This window comes from Bacillus sp. TH17 (genome assembly GCF_016651125.1).
GTDB lineage: Bacteria > Bacillota > Bacilli > Bacillales > Bacillaceae_G > Bacillus_A > Bacillus_A mycoides.
In genome coordinates this window covers 1,457,219-1,473,455 of sequence record NZ_JAEKEN010000001.1, presented here as the reverse complement: position 1 = coordinate 1,473,455, position 16,237 = coordinate 1,457,219, and the positions used below count along the sequence as shown (strand labels likewise).

The 16,237-nt window shown below is 33.4% G+C and carries 14 protein-coding genes and 1 riboswitch; of the genes, 3 read left to right on the top strand and 11 right to left on the bottom strand.

The window, feature by feature from the left end:
* Nucleotides 1–463: 463 nt before the first annotated feature.
* From JFT95_RS07470 to JFT95_RS07450, 5 genes are all read right to left on the bottom strand, one after another.
* A complete protein-coding gene (locus tag JFT95_RS07470) occupies nt 464–1,354 on the bottom strand; it encodes a Vgb family protein (RefSeq protein ID WP_201051849.1) in 891 nt (296 codons plus the stop codon).
* Between the two features lie 115 nt (nt 1,355–1,469).
* Nucleotides 1,470–1,865: a DUF3224 domain-containing protein gene (locus JFT95_RS07465; protein WP_002126833.1), complete on the bottom strand. Its 396-nt coding sequence runs from the start codon at nt 1,863–1,865 to the stop codon at nt 1,470–1,472.
* Between the two features lie 551 nt (nt 1,866–2,416).
* Nucleotides 2,417–2,947 carry a GNAT family N-acetyltransferase gene (locus JFT95_RS07460; RefSeq protein WP_002126830.1) on the bottom strand — a complete coding sequence of 177 codons (531 nt, stop codon included), beginning with the start codon at nt 2,945–2,947 and terminating at the stop codon, nt 2,417–2,419.
* Between the two features lie 241 nt (nt 2,948–3,188).
* Entirely contained in the window at nt 3,189–3,632 is a 444-nt protein-coding gene (locus JFT95_RS07455) for a carboxymuconolactone decarboxylase family protein (protein WP_201051846.1), read from the bottom strand.
* Between the two features lie 691 nt (nt 3,633–4,323).
* Nucleotides 4,324–5,274 carry a nucleoside hydrolase gene (locus JFT95_RS07450; RefSeq protein WP_002126827.1) on the bottom strand — a complete coding sequence of 317 codons (951 nt, stop codon included), beginning with the start codon at nt 5,272–5,274 and terminating at the stop codon, nt 4,324–4,326.
* 340 nt (nt 5,275–5,614) lie between these two features.
* On the opposite strand from JFT95_RS07450, the gene JFT95_RS07445 reads away from it, so the two are divergent.
* Nucleotides 5,615–5,881: a hypothetical protein gene (locus JFT95_RS07445; RefSeq protein ID WP_002126826.1), complete on the top strand. Its 267-nt coding sequence runs from the start codon at nt 5,615–5,617 to the stop codon at nt 5,879–5,881.
* Between the two features lie 243 nt (nt 5,882–6,124).
* Here JFT95_RS07445 and JFT95_RS07440 read toward each other — a convergent pair whose 3' ends face one another.
* From JFT95_RS07440 to JFT95_RS07420, 5 genes are all read right to left on the bottom strand, one after another.
* A complete protein-coding gene (locus JFT95_RS07440) occupies nt 6,125–6,751 on the bottom strand; it encodes a LysE family translocator (RefSeq protein ID WP_000432973.1) in 627 nt (208 codons plus the stop codon).
* Between the two features lie 234 nt (nt 6,752–6,985).
* Nucleotides 6,986–8,065 (bottom strand): non-hemolytic enterotoxin subunit C, encoded by a 1,080-nt coding sequence (nheC, locus tag JFT95_RS07435; protein ID WP_201051845.1) that lies wholly within the window; start codon nt 8,063–8,065, stop codon nt 6,986–6,988.
* A gap of 108 nt (nt 8,066–8,173) precedes the next feature.
* Entirely contained in the window at nt 8,174–9,382 is a 1,209-nt protein-coding gene (nheB, locus tag JFT95_RS07430) for a non-hemolytic enterotoxin NHE subunit B (RefSeq protein WP_002126822.1), read from the bottom strand.
* A 37-nt stretch (nt 9,383–9,419) separates the two neighbouring features.
* On the bottom strand, nt 9,420–10,580 hold the full coding sequence (gene nheA / locus JFT95_RS07425; protein ID WP_002126819.1) for a non-hemolytic enterotoxin NHE subunit A: 1,161 nt from the start codon (nt 10,578–10,580) through the stop codon (nt 9,420–9,422).
* Nucleotides 10,581–11,184: 604 nt separating this feature from the next.
* A complete protein-coding gene (locus tag JFT95_RS07420) occupies nt 11,185–13,011 on the bottom strand; it encodes an APC family permease (RefSeq protein ID WP_002126816.1) in 1,827 nt (608 codons plus the stop codon).
* Between the two features lie 142 nt (nt 13,012–13,153).
* Nucleotides 13,154–13,300: riboswitch (cyclic di-AMP (ydaO/yuaA leader) on the bottom strand.
* A 139-nt stretch (nt 13,301–13,439) separates the two neighbouring features.
* Here JFT95_RS07420 and JFT95_RS29860 point away from each other — a divergent pair.
* Nucleotides 13,440–13,568 carry a hypothetical protein gene (locus JFT95_RS29860; protein ID WP_000031870.1) on the top strand — a complete coding sequence of 43 codons (129 nt, stop codon included), beginning with the start codon at nt 13,440–13,442 and terminating at the stop codon, nt 13,566–13,568.
* 54 nt (nt 13,569–13,622) lie between these two features.
* Here JFT95_RS29860 and panE read toward each other — a convergent pair whose 3' ends face one another.
* Nucleotides 13,623–14,567 carry a 2-dehydropantoate 2-reductase gene (gene panE, locus JFT95_RS07415; protein WP_016103143.1) on the bottom strand — a complete coding sequence of 315 codons (945 nt, stop codon included), beginning with the start codon at nt 14,565–14,567 and terminating at the stop codon, nt 13,623–13,625.
* 175 nt (nt 14,568–14,742) lie between these two features.
* Between panE and JFT95_RS07410 the strand changes: the two genes are divergently transcribed.
* Nucleotides 14,743–16,218, top strand: coding sequence for a hypothetical protein (locus tag JFT95_RS07410; RefSeq protein ID WP_016103142.1), 1,476 nt, complete (start codon nt 14,743–14,745; stop codon nt 16,216–16,218).
* Nucleotides 16,219–16,237: the final 19 nt, after the last annotated feature.

The window sequence follows — 16,237 nt, the reverse complement described above, 5'->3', positions numbered from 1 at the left end:
AATCAGTGGGGGTTTTGTTCATCCCCCACTGATTATTAGCCCTCACCAATCGGGCTTTTACGGGCAGTCCGACTCCCACCTAACTCCCTCGTATTCGCCGAATTTTGAGGTGGGAGTCTTACTGCCCGCAAATAGCGGGATAAATCGATTCATATTTAATTCATTCTTTTTGTTCTTTCTGTAGTAACAATAACAAACATTAAATATCGTTTATGGAACTTCCTTAACGTACGGTAAAGCCAAGTTTTTTAATATAGAAATTCCTTAGCGTGCGAAATTCACGTTTTGATGGCGAGACCCCATCGCCATCAAGCTAAAATTTTATAGTACCCCCAGAACGAAATTTTGTGCTACTTGTAACAAAAAAGCACATTTTTTCGTTTTGGGGAGCAACCAAATTCTTAACTTGATGGTGATGGGATATTTACTTTTCTGAGCTTGATAGCGATGGACGATATCCCTATTACGTAATGATTGTTAGACGTCCAATTTGATTACACTCTTCAGCGAACCAAAGATCGCCATCCGGACAAAACGTGATACCATGTGGCTCTGCATTATTTGTAGGTATCGTATATTCCGTAATAACTCCTTCAACTGTAATACGGCTGATTTGGTTACCTCCCCATTCTGTGAACCAAAGATCTCTGTTCTTCCCAGGTATTATGGCATGAGGACGAGCGTTCGGCGTCGGTATAACAAATTCTTTGATCTCACCTTCGAACGTAATTCTACCAATTTTATTGCCTATGATTTGCACAAACAATATTGCTCCATCTGGGCCGCTCGCAATTCCAACTGGCCCGGAGTTGGGTGTTGGGATTGGATATTCTTTGACCTCACCTTTAGTGGTTATTCTCCCAATCCTATTGTTCTGATTCTGTGTAAACCATAATGCACCGTCTGATCCCAGAGTAATAAAAGAGGGAAATGATTTGGAGTTAGGCAATTCAAACTCGGTGATTTCCCCTGACTTTGTTATTCTTCCGATCCTACCATTATTCATTTCTGTAAACCATATTGCTCCATCTGGGCCTTCCGTTATGCCAAAAGGTGCAGCGTTCGTTGTAGGGAGTACATATTCTTCAAAAAGACCGTTCATCGACATTTTACCGATCTTGCTTGAGTTATATTCCGTAAACCATAAGTCACCGGTCTGGTCCGAGATAATTGACATAGCTCCTGCATTTGCTGTCGGAATGGGAAAAGAATTTATTTCACCAGTAGCATTTATTCTACCAATTCGATTCCCTTTCTGTTCCGTAAACCACAATGCTCCGTCTTTTCCTACGGTTATTCCATATGGTCCTGAATCTATTTCATTGACCACATATTCTTGTATCGTGATCCTCATATCATTTCCTCCCATTGAAAATTTTGAGTCTTGTTTTTCGGTATAATTTAGTTTAAAAAAGGACATTCCTGGTATTACAGTGGATGCCCTTTTTGCTAAATTATAAGATATTTTGTTAGAATTCAAAGTCTAGAATCATTTTACTGGTTTGACCTGTAAACTTATAATTATAGGACCCTTTCAGGCTTTCTAATTCACCAGTAGCTTTGATGATTGTTGCAGGGGAATCTAGATTTCCTTTATCAAATATCCCTTGCTCTATAGCTATAAATGTCCCTCGTTTTCCCTTATAAATTCCTTCGAAATGTAAAAATCCAGAAATTTTAGCAGTAGCCAAGTGACCATCATCTATAGTTGATTCTAAATAATATAATAAATATTCAACAAAAGCTTTTCCTTTTAATTCACCGTCAATATCATATTCGACATGGGCAATATTAATAGGGAAATCTTTTCTAGTTTCATTGACTGGCTTTTCATCCCATTTACTTACTGTAAATGTTACTTCCATACGCGTAAACCTCCCTTCATCATTAGATGAGTAATCTACCTCCAGTATATCACCTAAAAAGTACCATCAATAATTATATCTCATAGGAGTGTTTCTAAAGTAACGGATGCTGCTGGTAAGACCCTGTTAAGAGCAAAAGACGACTTATTTTTTGTTCTTCTTGTATGACATTGAAAGTAAATTTTTATTTAACAGTTTACTTTCATTTTTATTAAAAAAGAACACGTAGAAATTACTACATGTTCTTTATGAGACGGTTCATTTTTAAATATTACGTATCTTCTAGATTTTTCTTATTATATAGTTGTGTCCTTCTATTTCTTTTCCCTCATTTCAACAGCAAAGTTCATGATCTCTTCCTCTGTTAATTTTTCTTCAGTGGTTAAGATCGGACGGATTACTCTATACGTTTCTTAATTATTTCAATTGTACTAGAAATTGTGAATTAAAAAAGAGAGCCGTAGCCCTCACTTTCAATTAATAGCAATTAAGGATGCTTCGAGGGTATTTAATAGCCTACATTTTAAGGAATGTAGGCTAAGTAATATAAGTTAATCTGTTATTAATTTTGAATAAATACTTAGATCAATAAACTTTTCATTAGATTTTTCACACTTTCTCATTGTCCCTTCGAATGTAAAGTTTAACTTTTGTAAGACTTTTATTGAATTGATGTTTTCAGATTCAACTTTTGCTTCTATTCTATTGAATTCTAAAGTACTAAACGCATAATCCATTAAAGAGAGAATGGCTTCTGGCGCATACCCCTTACCCCAAAAAGCTTTACTAATATCGTAACCAATTTCTGCTTTGGCGTTTTTGAAATCAAATGAATTATAACCACAAGAACCGATAATTTCATTTGATTCTAATTCAATTATTGAATAACGAATAGCTCTGTTTTCCCGAGATAACTTATCAAGCATTTCAATCATATCTACCGCTTGGCTTTCATCAGTAAAACTATTGATATTCATAAATTTTGTAACTTCTGGATCCGCCCAAATTGTAAACATGCTAGCTGAGTCTGATACTTTCATTTTTCTTAAAACTAATCTTTCGGTTTGTAGTTCTGTAATCAATATTTTTACCTCCATTATGTTTTTATTTTGGGGTCAAGATATTGATATCTGCGCATAGTTCAGTCCCTTCGTGTTTCAAGATAATATTATTATAAAAGCTATAAAGGATGAACCAATAAATTTCAAAAATTTGGTTATGTTACAGTTTATGATAACTGCGTAATAAAGAAAAATGAAACAATTGTATTGTGATTTTTAAACATCTTTAATTTTATTCTTATTTACCGTTCGTTGAGAGCAATTATTTTTTAGTTGCTGTATTTCCCATTGCAATAGAAATTCTATTCCAACTGTTGATTTGATTAATTACCAGAACAAGGTCAACATATTGTTTCTCGTCATAGTGTTCACGTACTCGCTTATATAGGTCTTCAGGAACTCTTTTAGTGGGAATTAGAGTAATATGCTCAGATAGTTCAAGAGCAACTTTCTCTTCAGGTATATAAAAATCACATTCATTCCAAGCATTCAAGCAATAAATTCGTTGTTCGGTTTCACCTATCTTACGGGCATCTGATGTATGCATATCCATGCAGAAAGCACAACCGTTAATTTGAGAGACTCTAATCTTTATAAGTTCTCTAGTAATTCGATTAATTGTAGATTTCTTAGTGTACTTCTCCATATCCATCATAATTTTCATGCCATCAGGTGCAACATCATAGTAGGAAATTCTTTGACTCATAAGGCAAGACCTCCTTTGATTTTAAGATACTTATAATTATACCTTCATACGAACATTCGTGCTATTTTTTTGTTTGTAAAGCATTCGAAATCAAAGAGAATTTCAGTTATAGACAGTGTAATTAGTTGTTTCATGGTACGTAAATATCGCAAATGAGTAACCGTATTTTCCAAACAAATATTTTCACTTTTTAATTACTTTATTATTACCGTCAGAATAAATTGAATAACTCTATTAATTTTTAAATGATTTTATTATAAATGAAACAATTTTATTATCACCAAACAACTACATAATTTTGATCAAACTTTATTCGAAAGCTACAGTGTTTTTATCTTCCTATAGTTATTTATGGGGATTTAGTTAATTTTTTCGTTTTGGAGAACAACTAATTTCTTAGCTTGATAAGCTATGTGACGAGACCCCCTGCCCGTCAAGCTAAAGTTTTAATGTACCCCCAAAATAAAAATTTTCTTTCACTACAGTTAATTACTTTGAGAAGTCAGCGGATTTTTTCATTTTAGGGGGATTTTGTTTTGTTTTGTTAGCTTGATAGTGATGGGATACAGCCAACATTTTGGAAGTTTTATATGCTAAGCGAATTTTAACCTAAAAAAGTCGAATTCCTGTACGTTAAGTGAAGTGGCATTTCATTCACATAATCCCTATTATCTGAAGTTAATAAAGTCTGTTACACTCTCTTCTTTAAAAACGTTTCCATAATATCCTTCTTGAATCTTTTATAATCAAGCTGAAAAGCTACATTATGCGTTTTATAGCCTGGATTAGTAGCAAAACGAAAGTCTGCAATACTTTGACCAAATCCTTCTCCTTGATCAGGAATTACTTTAATGGGTACTCTTGAAAGGCCAACAGCCTCTTGATTCAGCAAATACCACACTGTTACAAAATCATGCATAGGGCTTCCACTTATACCAGGATTAGACTTAGAGTAGAATTTATAATAATAGTCTAACATAGGTTTGATGATGAGTCCTGCAAGATCCTGTGTATTCCGATGAAATGCATCGATTTGCTGGACCATTTCGGGTGTAACAATCGCATGTTGAGTCACATTTAAAGGAATAATTGTCAAGTTCTTTGCATGCTGCAGAATTAAGTTTGCTGCATAAGGGTCTGAGTAAAAGTTAGCTTCAGCCACAGCAGTTACGTTACCTGGATAGAAAAAAGCTCCCCCCATGCAAATACATTCTCTTACGTTTCGCATTGTTTCTAAATTCAACACAAAAGTCGTAGCTAGCGAAGAAAGTCTTCCTAAATTGATAATTGTAAGATCTTCTAAATTTGATTCTATAATTTGATAAATATCATTTAAAGGATAAACTGGATATGAAATTTCAGGGGGAATGATAGGTCCTAATCCGACTTTTCCATGTACCTCAGGGAAATACTGAATCAATATACCTGTCAACGGTACAGAAGCACCAAGGAATACGGGTATCTCTTCTCTTCCCGCAATGTACTTCAAATAGTTAATATTTCTTATTGCATTTTCTCTGGATACATTTCCATAATCGGCTACAATTCCTACAAGTTGAATGTCTTTACGAAAAAAAGTGTACAGTATAGCAAACGCATCATCAATCCCCAAATCTGTAAACAGGAGAACCTTTTTTTTCATATCTCTTCCTCCAAAATCTATAGAATCCTACTTTCACTAATGATGTAGTGATCAGACTAAGCTTGTATGTATATATTTTATGTATTCTTAAAGAGTGGATTCTATTCACTTGAAATAGCTTTGCTCATCTAAATTTGATATTATGTTCAAGCGTAAGTTTCTGTTCTTAAGTTCATAGGCATGGTGTGCTATCCCATGCCCATCAACTTAAGAATTTTTTAACACCCCAAAACGAAAAAACAAGTTAAATTCTCATAGATAACTATCTTATAATTAATTATATAATTTATTTTGCAATATGATAATATAAAGATATTACACTTAAAAGAGGGGATTCAAATTGGTTAAAAACTTACCTTTACTAATAGTTATTTTAATACTAGATGTAAGTTCTTCTACATTAAGTACGAACGGATACTTTTCTCCAGTTATAGAATGGTCTTTAATGATTATAAGTATTATTTTAAACATTACTGCAGTTATAGGCTTATCACTACACGTCTTTGTATATCAACCTATGAAAAGATTTGAAAAAATTAAAATGAAATCTTCAAATAAAATAATTATATTTGAGGTAACACCACCTCGCCATCGAGTGTTGATTTAGAAAAAAGTTTAATTATAAATATTTTATGATATTCAATAAATTTAACTTATAAAAATATTTTTATTCTTATTCAACTATCCTGCCCCGTTAGTTTAAGTACATTTCTTCACAATTTTTACAGTGATAGTAACATAAATACCCAACAAAAAATCATCTCACCTCTAGAAATCTATAATGGTAGTTTTAGAATAAGTGAATAAGAGAAATAACCACCATTGATTATTTCTCTTTTCATATACATATTTATTTTTGGAAAAATAACCTAACTCCAAATACTAATAATACTGTGCCAGTAATACCCTCTATTGTACGGTTCACTTTTTCTTTTCTTAAAAAAGTTCTTAATTGACGTATTAGTGAGATATAAAGTAAATACCATATTGCTGTCAAAGTCGTAAATGTGAGTCCTAACAAAAGAAATTGGAAGAGATGACTTTGATTGCTCACAATAAATTGGGGTAGAAAACTTAGGAAAAACACAGCAGTTTTTGGGTTTAAGATTGCCGTGGTAAATCCTTGTCTAAAACTTTTAATCGTTCCAATATCCTTAGAGTTCATTTCCACTGAACCTGACATATCTTCTTTTTTAGACAAGGCACTTTTAATTGACTTTACAGCTAAGTAAATTAAGTAAAAAGCCCCAGCATATTTTATAAATGTAAATAACATAGAGAATTTCATTAAGATGGCAGAAAGTCCTAGTGTAGCCATTATTGTATGAATCATCATTCCAGATACCGTTCCTAAGACGGTCTTTATCCCACCATTTTTACCATGCGAGATAGTGTTTTTTGTAACTAAGGCAAAACCGGGACCAGGCATTATTATGATTAGGATTGCTGTGAGGATAAATAACAAATAATTTTCCATGTTCTAGTATTTCCTTTCCAATTTTTAGTTTTGCCTATAGTATAGCTTTTTTACTTAAAATATTAAATATAAAAAGCGTGATCAGGAGTTTATCGAGGTTATTAGTATCAATTTGACCAAACATTACCCTAAAGTTACATTGATAAAACACACGGCAAACTTATGGGTAAAATTACAAGCTCGGCTCTCACAAAAAACGGGATAAAAAAATAAACAGCGGAACTAGTCCACTGTTTATTTCGTCACACCCTCATGTAATTTTTCTGTATAATCTTTTACATCCTTCCAGCTATCTTTCGCTGTATTTAAATCTTCTTTTATAAAGGTAAATTCTTCAGGGCTGATTCCTTTTACGTTTTGTAGTAAATTATTATATTTCGCACCTACCGTATACCACTGATTTGATATGTTTTGCAGTGCTGTAATTGCTGCATCAATTGTTTCTGTCATATTAGTTGTTTTATTTTTTGCATCTGTCAAAATTGCCACTTCTGCTTGCGATCCAGAAATTCTATTCTTTAAACTGGCTATTTCTCGTTCTGCATTTGCAATATCTTTTTTCGCAATCGCAATCATCGGTCCCCCCGCAAGACAAGTTATTAACGCTACGCAAAGTACACCACCAGCAATCACCATATCGTTACTCTTTTTGATCGAATCGTTATATGTATTTATTTGTTGCTCTAGAGCTGGAATACCAGCATTCGTACTCGCCAAAATCGAGGTTAATTGATTCGTATCCTCTTTAAAACTATTTGTGTCTTTCGCCATTCTATCGCGAAAAGCTTTCAAATTCCCTAATAGTACATCTACCTCATTTTGATTCTTTAAAATATCCGCATACAACTTTTCTAAATCCGCTTTTAATTTACCGCTATCCTTTTGATCAATCGCTGCTAACATGTCATTATAATACGCTTGAAAAGTATTATTGTAATTAATAATATTTTGATCCGTTTTCATAATTTGAGGCTTCATATTATTTAACCAATACGCCGCATTAATTTTTGCCTCTCTTTGATGCTGAATCATATTTCCTTTAAACTCACTATTAATTGAACTTATTTTACTCAAATCAGTCTCTTGCTGATTTTGAATTAATTTTGCATATGAATCCATTGCGAATACGCTCGATGTCGTTTGCGCCATTACATCTTGGAATCCTGCTGGACCGAGAGAATAATTTTTTGCATTTTCTTGTAATGTTTTTACGTTTTGTTCCGCTGCAAAAGGATGTAAAGGAAGTGCATTACTCGTTGCCACCCCAGCAATCATGATCGTTAAAAGACATTTTTTATAAAATCTTTTCTGCATACTTTTCACCCATTCTCTTTATAAGGATATAAAAAAGCTCCTGCTCACAACTGAACAGGAGCTTCAACTCATTCATCAATACTTAACGCTCTAACGATTCGTATTCGATTATGCTTTTTTCGTATCTACTACTTTAATATCTTCAGCATAGATTTTTTCTGCATAGTCTTTAATGTTCTTCCAGCTATCTTTCGCAATGTTTAAATCTTCTTTAATGAAAACAAGGTCATTTGGACTAATTGAATCTACATTTTGAAGTAAAGAATTGTATTTTGATCCCATTGTGTACCATTGATTTGAAATGTTTTGCAACGCTGTAATTGCTGTATCAATTGTGTTTGTTAAATATTCAGTTTGTGTTTTAATGTTCGTTAGTCCTGCCACTTCTAATTGCGCAGTTGTAACTTGTCCTGTTATCTTTTGAATTTCTGCCTGTGCATTATCAAGCTCTTTCTTCGCTAAGACGATTCCTGCAGTACCACCACCTACTGCTGCTGTTCCACCTGCAATTAATGCGATTCCTAGCGGAGTTCCTGCTCCCGTAGCAATTACAACCGCACCACCGATAATTGCAATTGGGCCTAAAGCTGTCGCAACAGATGAACCGATAATAATTGCATTATATTTACTAATTGCTTCATTATACGTTGTAATTTGATTTTGCAGAAGCGGAATTCCAGCATCTTGACTAGCCAAGATAGATGTAATTTGATTTGCATCTCCCTTGAAATTTTGAGTATCCGACGTCATTTTATTTCGGAATTTCTTTAAGTCTTCTACTAACTTATCTACTTGCGCTTTATTTTCAGTAATACTACTTGATAATCTAGTTAGACCTTTCGTAAGAGTTGCTTTATCCTTTGCATCAACCGCAGCAACTAAAGTATCATAATAGTTTTGGAATTTCGTATTGTAATTAATGATATTTTGATTTGTTGAAATAAGCTGTGGCTTCAATACATCTAGCCATTGTTGTGCATTCCCTCTAGCTGTATCTTGATGCTGAATCACTTTACCTTTTAAAGATGTATCAACTGACGTTACGTTCCCAAAGTTAACATTACCTTGTTTAATAATTGTTAAAGCGTACAGATCCATTACTAAAGCGTTAGAACCTGTTCTTTCCATCGCATCTTTAAGGCCTTCTGGTCCTAATGAATATTCGTCATAATCATTATATGCTTTTGCTACAGCATGAACTGGAGCTTGTTTCACTGTACTTTCAGCAGCATACGTATGGGCTGGCATAATATTCCCTGCTGCAAATACTGCCATAAGTGCTGATAGAGCCATTACTTTATATGGTTTTTTTGTCATTTTTCTTCTCTCCCTATATCGCTAATTATTTTTCTGTTTAATGTACTTCAACGTTTGTAACATAATCTTCAAATTGATTTGTTTGCTTATTCATTTCATCACTTACTTTTTTAAGTTGATTGAAATGTTTTTGAAGTAAACTACTGTCTGTATACGTGCCTTCTTCAATATTTGCTTGAATTTGGATCATATTATTGTTTAAAACTTTCCAATCCGTTAATAACGTTTCTAAAGTTGCGATTTGGCGATCAATCAGTTCCGTAAAGCTACTTACTTGATCTTCAACGAATGTGATTTGAGTCGCCTCTGATTCAGTTTGTGATAACTTTTGAATAAGTGGTAGTAGCTCTTTTTGTTTTTGCTGAATACGAAGAGCTGCTTCCCTCGTTTGACTATCTGCTGCATTTACAATTTCATTACTTAACGTACCGATAGAAACAAAATCGATTGTTTTCGTTTGTGCAGTTTGATTTGTGATTGTAAATACTTGTTTACCGATATTAATAGAACCTTTAATAATTTCTTGTGGTCTATTCAAAATAGTAGTTAGTTCAGCTTGAATTTCCCCTTGAATTCTTTTTATGTCTTCTCTTAATTTCACAATATCTCCACTTGATCCTTGCAGTGTTTTTATTGCTTCATCAGCTTTAATTGATAAGTTATTACTATCTTTGTCTAATACCGTTTTAAATCGATTTAACTCTAATAAATCTTGCTCCATACTCTCTTGAATGCTTTGGACCTGCAATTGTAATTTTCCATATGCGTTTGTAAAATCTGCTTTTGCCTGTTCATCTTCATTTACTTTTCCTGCTAGTTCATAGAGCTTACTATAATAGCTATTAAATCTAGTGCTGTATCTCATCATCTCTTGATTTAAGTCGATTAGCTTCGGATTATATTCATCAATCCACTCTCGTACATTCGCCTTTGCAAATTTTTGATGATTCGTCAAACTACTCATCGCATTTACCTTAATGTCTGGCTGTTGCAAAATAACTAATCCGTATGCTTGGATAAGTGGTGACTGTGACCCTAACATTCTAATTGAATTTGATAATGTATTTGGAGCAATTACATTTTGCACGTTTAATACTTTCACCTTTGGTTGCCCCTCTTCAGCGTAAGCGCTTACAGGAATAAAGCAACTCGTAGATACTGCTGTAACCAATAACCCTGTAATTAAAGTTTTTTTCACTTTAACCCCTCCTATGTATTAGCAACTATTACTATCGCATTTTATTATTCTATTTTCTTGCACATTATTTGAGATGGTTAAAAATAGAGAACGTTCTCACCGTGAGTCATGTACGAAACACCTCTCTCAAACTTTATTTCTACAGTACTTACTTATTGTTATAAAACATTTCATAACTTTTCACATGTGCTTAGTATGAATAACATTGTATAAAATTTCTGTTTCATCGCAATTTCCATATTCACACAGTGAATATATTACATGAAAATATTATTCATTTTAAGATAAATAACGCACGTGAATATGAAATTAAGTTTTGTTTTTATTAAAGTTTTGTACTGTAAGGTCATTTAAACACAGCTATTCATCTATCGTAAAGAAGTATTTTAATTCCCTTTATTTTCAAGACCTCATGTCCTTATTCCAAAATAAAATCCACTTAACTTCCTCCATTAAAATATCCATATATCACAACAAAAAACACTGTTTACTCATAAGAGATTATATTATATTAATATATTTTTAAGACCTATATGCAATTATGCATAGCATATACACAAAAAGGATAGCTTCACTTTCGTGAAGCTATCCTTAAAAAATCTTATTACTTTTTCAAATGATATGGAACTGTCGTAATAACAACATTTCTTTTATAGAGTAAATACGCACGAATGAGTAAACTAGACTGATTATGAAGAATGTTATGCCAACCTTTTTTCGGAATAAACTGTGGTATAACGACCGTAACTCGGTAATTTGATTCACTCGCTTTATATTGCACTGTGTCAATAAATTTTGTAAGCGGCTGAATAATGCTTCTATAATGAGAATGTAATGTAACAAGCCTTACTTCAGGTTGCCACTTCTCCCATTTCTCTTCAAATTTCTTTTCCTCTTCTCTGTCAAAAGCAACATATACAGCGATAACTTGATCTGCAGAAAGAGCCTTAGCATAGTTCAATGAATTTTCTACTACATGAGTCATACCAGCTACAGGAACGACAATTACATTCCCTTCAATCGGAACAAGTGGTTCACAAGTTTTTAAACTTAATTGATCGCCCACTGCATCATAATGCTTCTTAATTCGATGGAACAAGAAGATAATAAAAGGTAAGAAAATAAGGATTGACCAAACTTGTGCGAACTTAGTTAAAAAGAACATGCTCATAACGATAAAACTAATGACTGCACCAATTAAATTAACCGTTAATCTTAAAGCCCATCCTTCAGGCTTTTCACGAAGCCATTTTAGTACCATTCCAGTTTGAGAAAGTGTAAACGGGATAAATACCCCTACTGCATATAGCGGAATCAAGTGTTCTGTTTTCCCCTGAAAAGCTACAATTAAAATAATCGAAGAAATCCCAAGTATAATAATACCGTTTGAATAACCTAGGCGGTCTCCTCTAATCGTAAACATTCTCGGTATGAACTTATCTTTTGCAAGATTAACCGCTAATAGTGGAAATGCAGAATAACCTGTGTTAGCCGCAAGAATTAATATTAAAGCTGTTGTACCTTGTATGAAATAGTACATGAAATTACGTCCAAAAGTTTGTTCAGCAATTTGTGAAACGACTGTTACTTCCTTACTTGGATTAATTCCGTAATAATAAGCTAAAAAGACAATTCCAGAAAATAAAACTGCAAGTAATGCACCCATTGCAAGCAATGTTTTCGCTGCATTGTTAGGTGCAGGATCTTTAAAGTTTGGAATTGCGTTAGATATCGCCTCAACACCCGTTAAAGCAGAGCTTCCTGAAGCAAATGCTCGTAACAGTAAGAACAAACTAATTCCCGCAACTGGTGTTCCAATTGGCGAATGCAGCGTGGGTGAAACGTGACCAGTCAAAATATTATATATTCCTACACCAATTAATATAAATAATGCTACAACGAATAAATAAACCGGATATGCTAAAACGGAAGCTGATTCCGTTACGCCTCTTAAATTTAAGATGGTAATCAATATGACAAATATAATCGCAATGATTACATTATGTGCATGTAAACTAGGAAAAGCTGATGTGAGCGCATCTGTACCTGCGGACACACTTACTGCAACAGTTAAAATGTAATCGACTAATAAAGATCCTCCAGCTATTAATCCCGGATTCATCCCTAAATTTTCTTTTGATACAACATATGCTCCGCCGCCATGAGGGTAAGCAAAAATAATTTGTCGATAAGATAAAATAAGAGCTGTCAATAATACTAATACCCCAACAGCTATCGGAATGGAATACCAATAAGCTATTGCTCCAAGACCTGCTAGTGCAATTAATATTTGCTCTGGTCCGTATGCGACCGATGACAATGCGTCAGAAGATAAAATGGCTAGCGCCTTCGTTTTATTAAGTTTTTGCTCTCCTAACTCAGTTGATTTTAACGGTCTTCCAATTAAAAATCTTTTAATAGATGAAACCAATGCTGTCCACTCTCCAATAATTTTGTACGAACGATTTTGCTAGTTACAGCGATAAACTATTTCTTCAGAAAACAAAAATGTCTACAAGCCATAACGAAATAGACTTGTAGACATTATTTTTTTTGTCGCACAAGCTCCACCTTCCTTCTCAATATAACGCTTACGAGGTTAGCTGTCGGATTCGGGCCTATGAGTAGCCCTACCTTTTTCAAGGATTCACCCCATTGGATTATGTACTAATCCATAAGAACGGGTCCCCCGCACCATGCGGCTTCAGCGATTTAGAAAATTGAAACTGTGGATTATAATACTCCTTTATTTTCAAAAAGTAAACAAAAATTTTAAAAAAGAAAAAAATTAAAACGATTGCGCATAATCCACCGAAAAATATACATAATGAATACTAAAAATCCACAAAGGAGACCCGTATGTCTAAAGAAAAGAAGCCTATTTTTTCCGATTCCTATTTAGATGCATTAGCAAATGAAATTAATCAGTTGTATGGGAAACGCGAACAAGAAATAAACTTGACAGAAAGAGTTAAAAGAAATAAATAATTTGTCATAAAAAAGAAAGCAATATATGTATATATTGCTTTCTTTTTTCTTTTTTCATACATCCAATTCTATTGCAGATTTGTTAAAGACCATTTCTTCATACACTTTTAAATTTTGATATACTGCTCCTAATAATGGTGCTTCTTTAGAAAATTGCTCTGCTAAATCCAGTAAATATCCTTGTAAGTGCTTCGCTTCAATGGACGAACCTTTTTCCATATCACGCTGCATCGATGACTTCATATCATACGAAATTTTATCAATTGTTTTCATATGTTCCTGGGCAATGTTTTCCTTTACCGGAGCTCCTAATGCCCTCATGATTTGCACAGATTCTTCAAATAAGTTTTGGATAAAATCGCGTCCACCTTCGCTTTCGCGAATCGGTCCTATTGGTGCACGCATTAATGTTGTCACACCTGACATTACAGTAATAAATAAATATTTATGCCACATATCTTGCGTAATATTTTCACTTAAAACAAAACTAGATTTCGTACCCGCAAATGCTTTGGAAATATGATTGATTCTCTCTGAATCTTGAGACTTAATTTCTCCAAATACAAGTCTGTTGGCAGCACTCGTTTGTACAATTTCTCCCTGATCGTTTAATGTCGTCTCTATAAAGCATAGACCGCCAATTACTTTTTCTTCACCGAATTCCTTTTGTAATAGTGATAAATGAGCGATACCATTTAACAATGGGATTATTACAGTATTTTTACCTACAAACGGCTTTAAATCTATGGTCGCCTCGTGTAAATGATACGCTTTTGTTGAAAATAAAATCACATCAAATGGAGTCGTTCTATCTTCTTTCGTTACCAATTTCGGTTGAAATGAAAAATCTCCATTAACACTACGAATAACAAGGCCTTTTTCTTCTAATTGCTGTTTTCTTTTGCTGCGAACGAGAAATGTAACATCTTCTCCCTTTTCTACTAATCGGCCACCGAAAAATCCGCCAACGCCCCCAGCTCCTAATACTAAAATACGCATACAACATCCCCCTTTTTCTAACACAATTATACTAATTTTAGTATACATAACATTATACATGTCCCTTGTTAAATAAGCTGAATTTTCATTCTTAATCTAATGAACAAGAGAGGTTATTTTCAAGAAAAATTGGGCATGTTGTTTCTATAGCTTATACGGAAAGGAAACAATGTAAATGGAGGCAATACAAACAATCGAGGAAAAAGATGTAACAACAGCTATATTTCAATTTATATTCCCGTTTTCGTTTAAAACTGGATATGAACAAAATATGTTCCCTTTCTTACAAAAAAATGATTTTCGACCTTTTCGACTCGATCATCTTGAAGATGAAAATACATATTACGGGAAATTTCAAGTTTCACATCAAAATATGGAAGCATACTATCTTTCCTTTACAAATAAAATTCTCTTTCCTCATTCAGAACATCAAAAAGGATTACAGCGCTATTCTAAAGACCTTAATTTAAATGGACATTTAACAACTAACCTTATTTCCGTTCCATTCAAGATACATTCTATTGATGTAACACTTTGTCCTTATGAGCTTGGGTTCTTAACAATTCGGACAGAAATAAAAACCGCTCCTAACATGACATTATCAGAAGCAATTGAATTTGCGGCTCGCTTCCGTGTACTTGAAACTAAAAGTGATACGACTGAGACTATTTGTATTGAATGTGATGGAAAAAAATATTCACAAGTAGAAAAACTTATATTCGGTGATTTATTTCATGGTTTAACAGACTTCTTTGAGAACAAGAGATTGCGGAGTTCTTATTTTCAAACATTCCCTTTCTTTGAAGACCAGCGAATGTATGTACAAACTCTATTATCCATAAACAAAGAGTCAGACCTTCATATAATCGATGTATATCGAACTTCCAGTCTTTCCGGATTATCAGATGATGGTAAGCCATATATTAGTGCAAATAATGTTCCTTATATTCACGATTATTTAACAAAACATTCTTATCAAAGATGGGCTCCTAACCGTTACTTTATTATGGAAGAACATATTTTCACATGTATTACAAATGAAGGTGAACAAGCAGTCACTAAACTTGCTAGCCAAATGTACGGGGAGTTTTATTACGCTTTATTATTAAATTTATTTCATAAAGTTGTTTTATTAAAGATGGCAAACGCCTATGCTGAATTAAATATTGAACAAGATACAAATGAGATAGAGAAATTAATTTATTCAATAAATTCGTTTACAGCTAATTATTTTTCTTTAGAATTAGTATCCCAATCACAAAGTGAAGATATTTTCTTTCGTCTAAGAAAACTTTTTAACATTGAAGTACTGTACACGAACGCGAAACAAAATCTCGATAGTTTATTTAAATATCAAGAAAATGTTGCTTCAAAAAAAGATAGCCTCTTATTATTAATTTTAACGCTCTATTCTGTTGTAGGCCAAATGTTAGGGTTTACTATGATTGACCTTTTAAGAAACACCGATTCAAACAAAATATCATCGCCTTTTGAATTTTTTGCTCTATTAATAGCGATTAGTGGCATAGTCATTTCACTAATTTTAGGTATACAAAGTTTATACCAATGGAGTGTACAACATAAACGAAGAAAAGCATGGGTAAAACAAACTGTATTATCTGCTGTGAAAGAGAAGGATAGTACAAAGTAACTAAAAAACAGATGGCAGC

Bases quoted from the DNA above. Each gene is read 5' to 3' on its own strand.
- JFT95_RS07450 (WP_002126827.1), bottom strand. From the start codon at position 5,274: ATGAAAAAAAAGGTTCTCCTGTTTACAGATTTGGGGATTGATGATGCG.
- JFT95_RS07410 (WP_016103142.1), top strand. From the start codon at position 14,743: ATGGAGGCAATACAAACAATCGAGGAAAAAGATGTAACAACAGCTATA.
- nheB (WP_002126822.1), bottom strand. From the start codon at position 9,382: ATGACAAAAAAACCATATAAAGTAATGGCTCTATCAGCACTTATGGCA.
- nheC (WP_201051845.1), bottom strand. From the start codon at position 8,065: ATGCAGAAAAGATTTTATAAAAAATGTCTTTTAACGATCATGATTGCT.
- JFT95_RS07470 (WP_201051849.1), bottom strand. From the start codon at position 1,354: ATGAGGATCACGATACAAGAATATGTGGTCAATGAAATAGATTCAGGA.
- JFT95_RS29860 (WP_000031870.1), top strand. From the start codon at position 13,440: ATGTCTAAAGAAAAGAAGCCTATTTTTTCCGATTCCTATTTAGATGCA.
- JFT95_RS07455 (WP_201051846.1), bottom strand. From the start codon at position 3,632: ATGAGTCAAAGAATTTCCTACTATGATGTTGCACCTGATGGCATGAAA.
- JFT95_RS07465 (WP_002126833.1), bottom strand. From the start codon at position 1,865: ATGGAAGTAACATTTACAGTAAGTAAATGGGATGAAAAGCCAGTCAAT.
- panE (WP_016103143.1), bottom strand. From the start codon at position 14,567: ATGCGTATTTTAGTATTAGGAGCTGGGGGCGTTGGCGGATTTTTCGGT.
- JFT95_RS07440 (WP_000432973.1), bottom strand. From the start codon at position 6,751: ATGGAAAATTATTTGTTATTTATCCTCACAGCAATCCTAATCATAATA.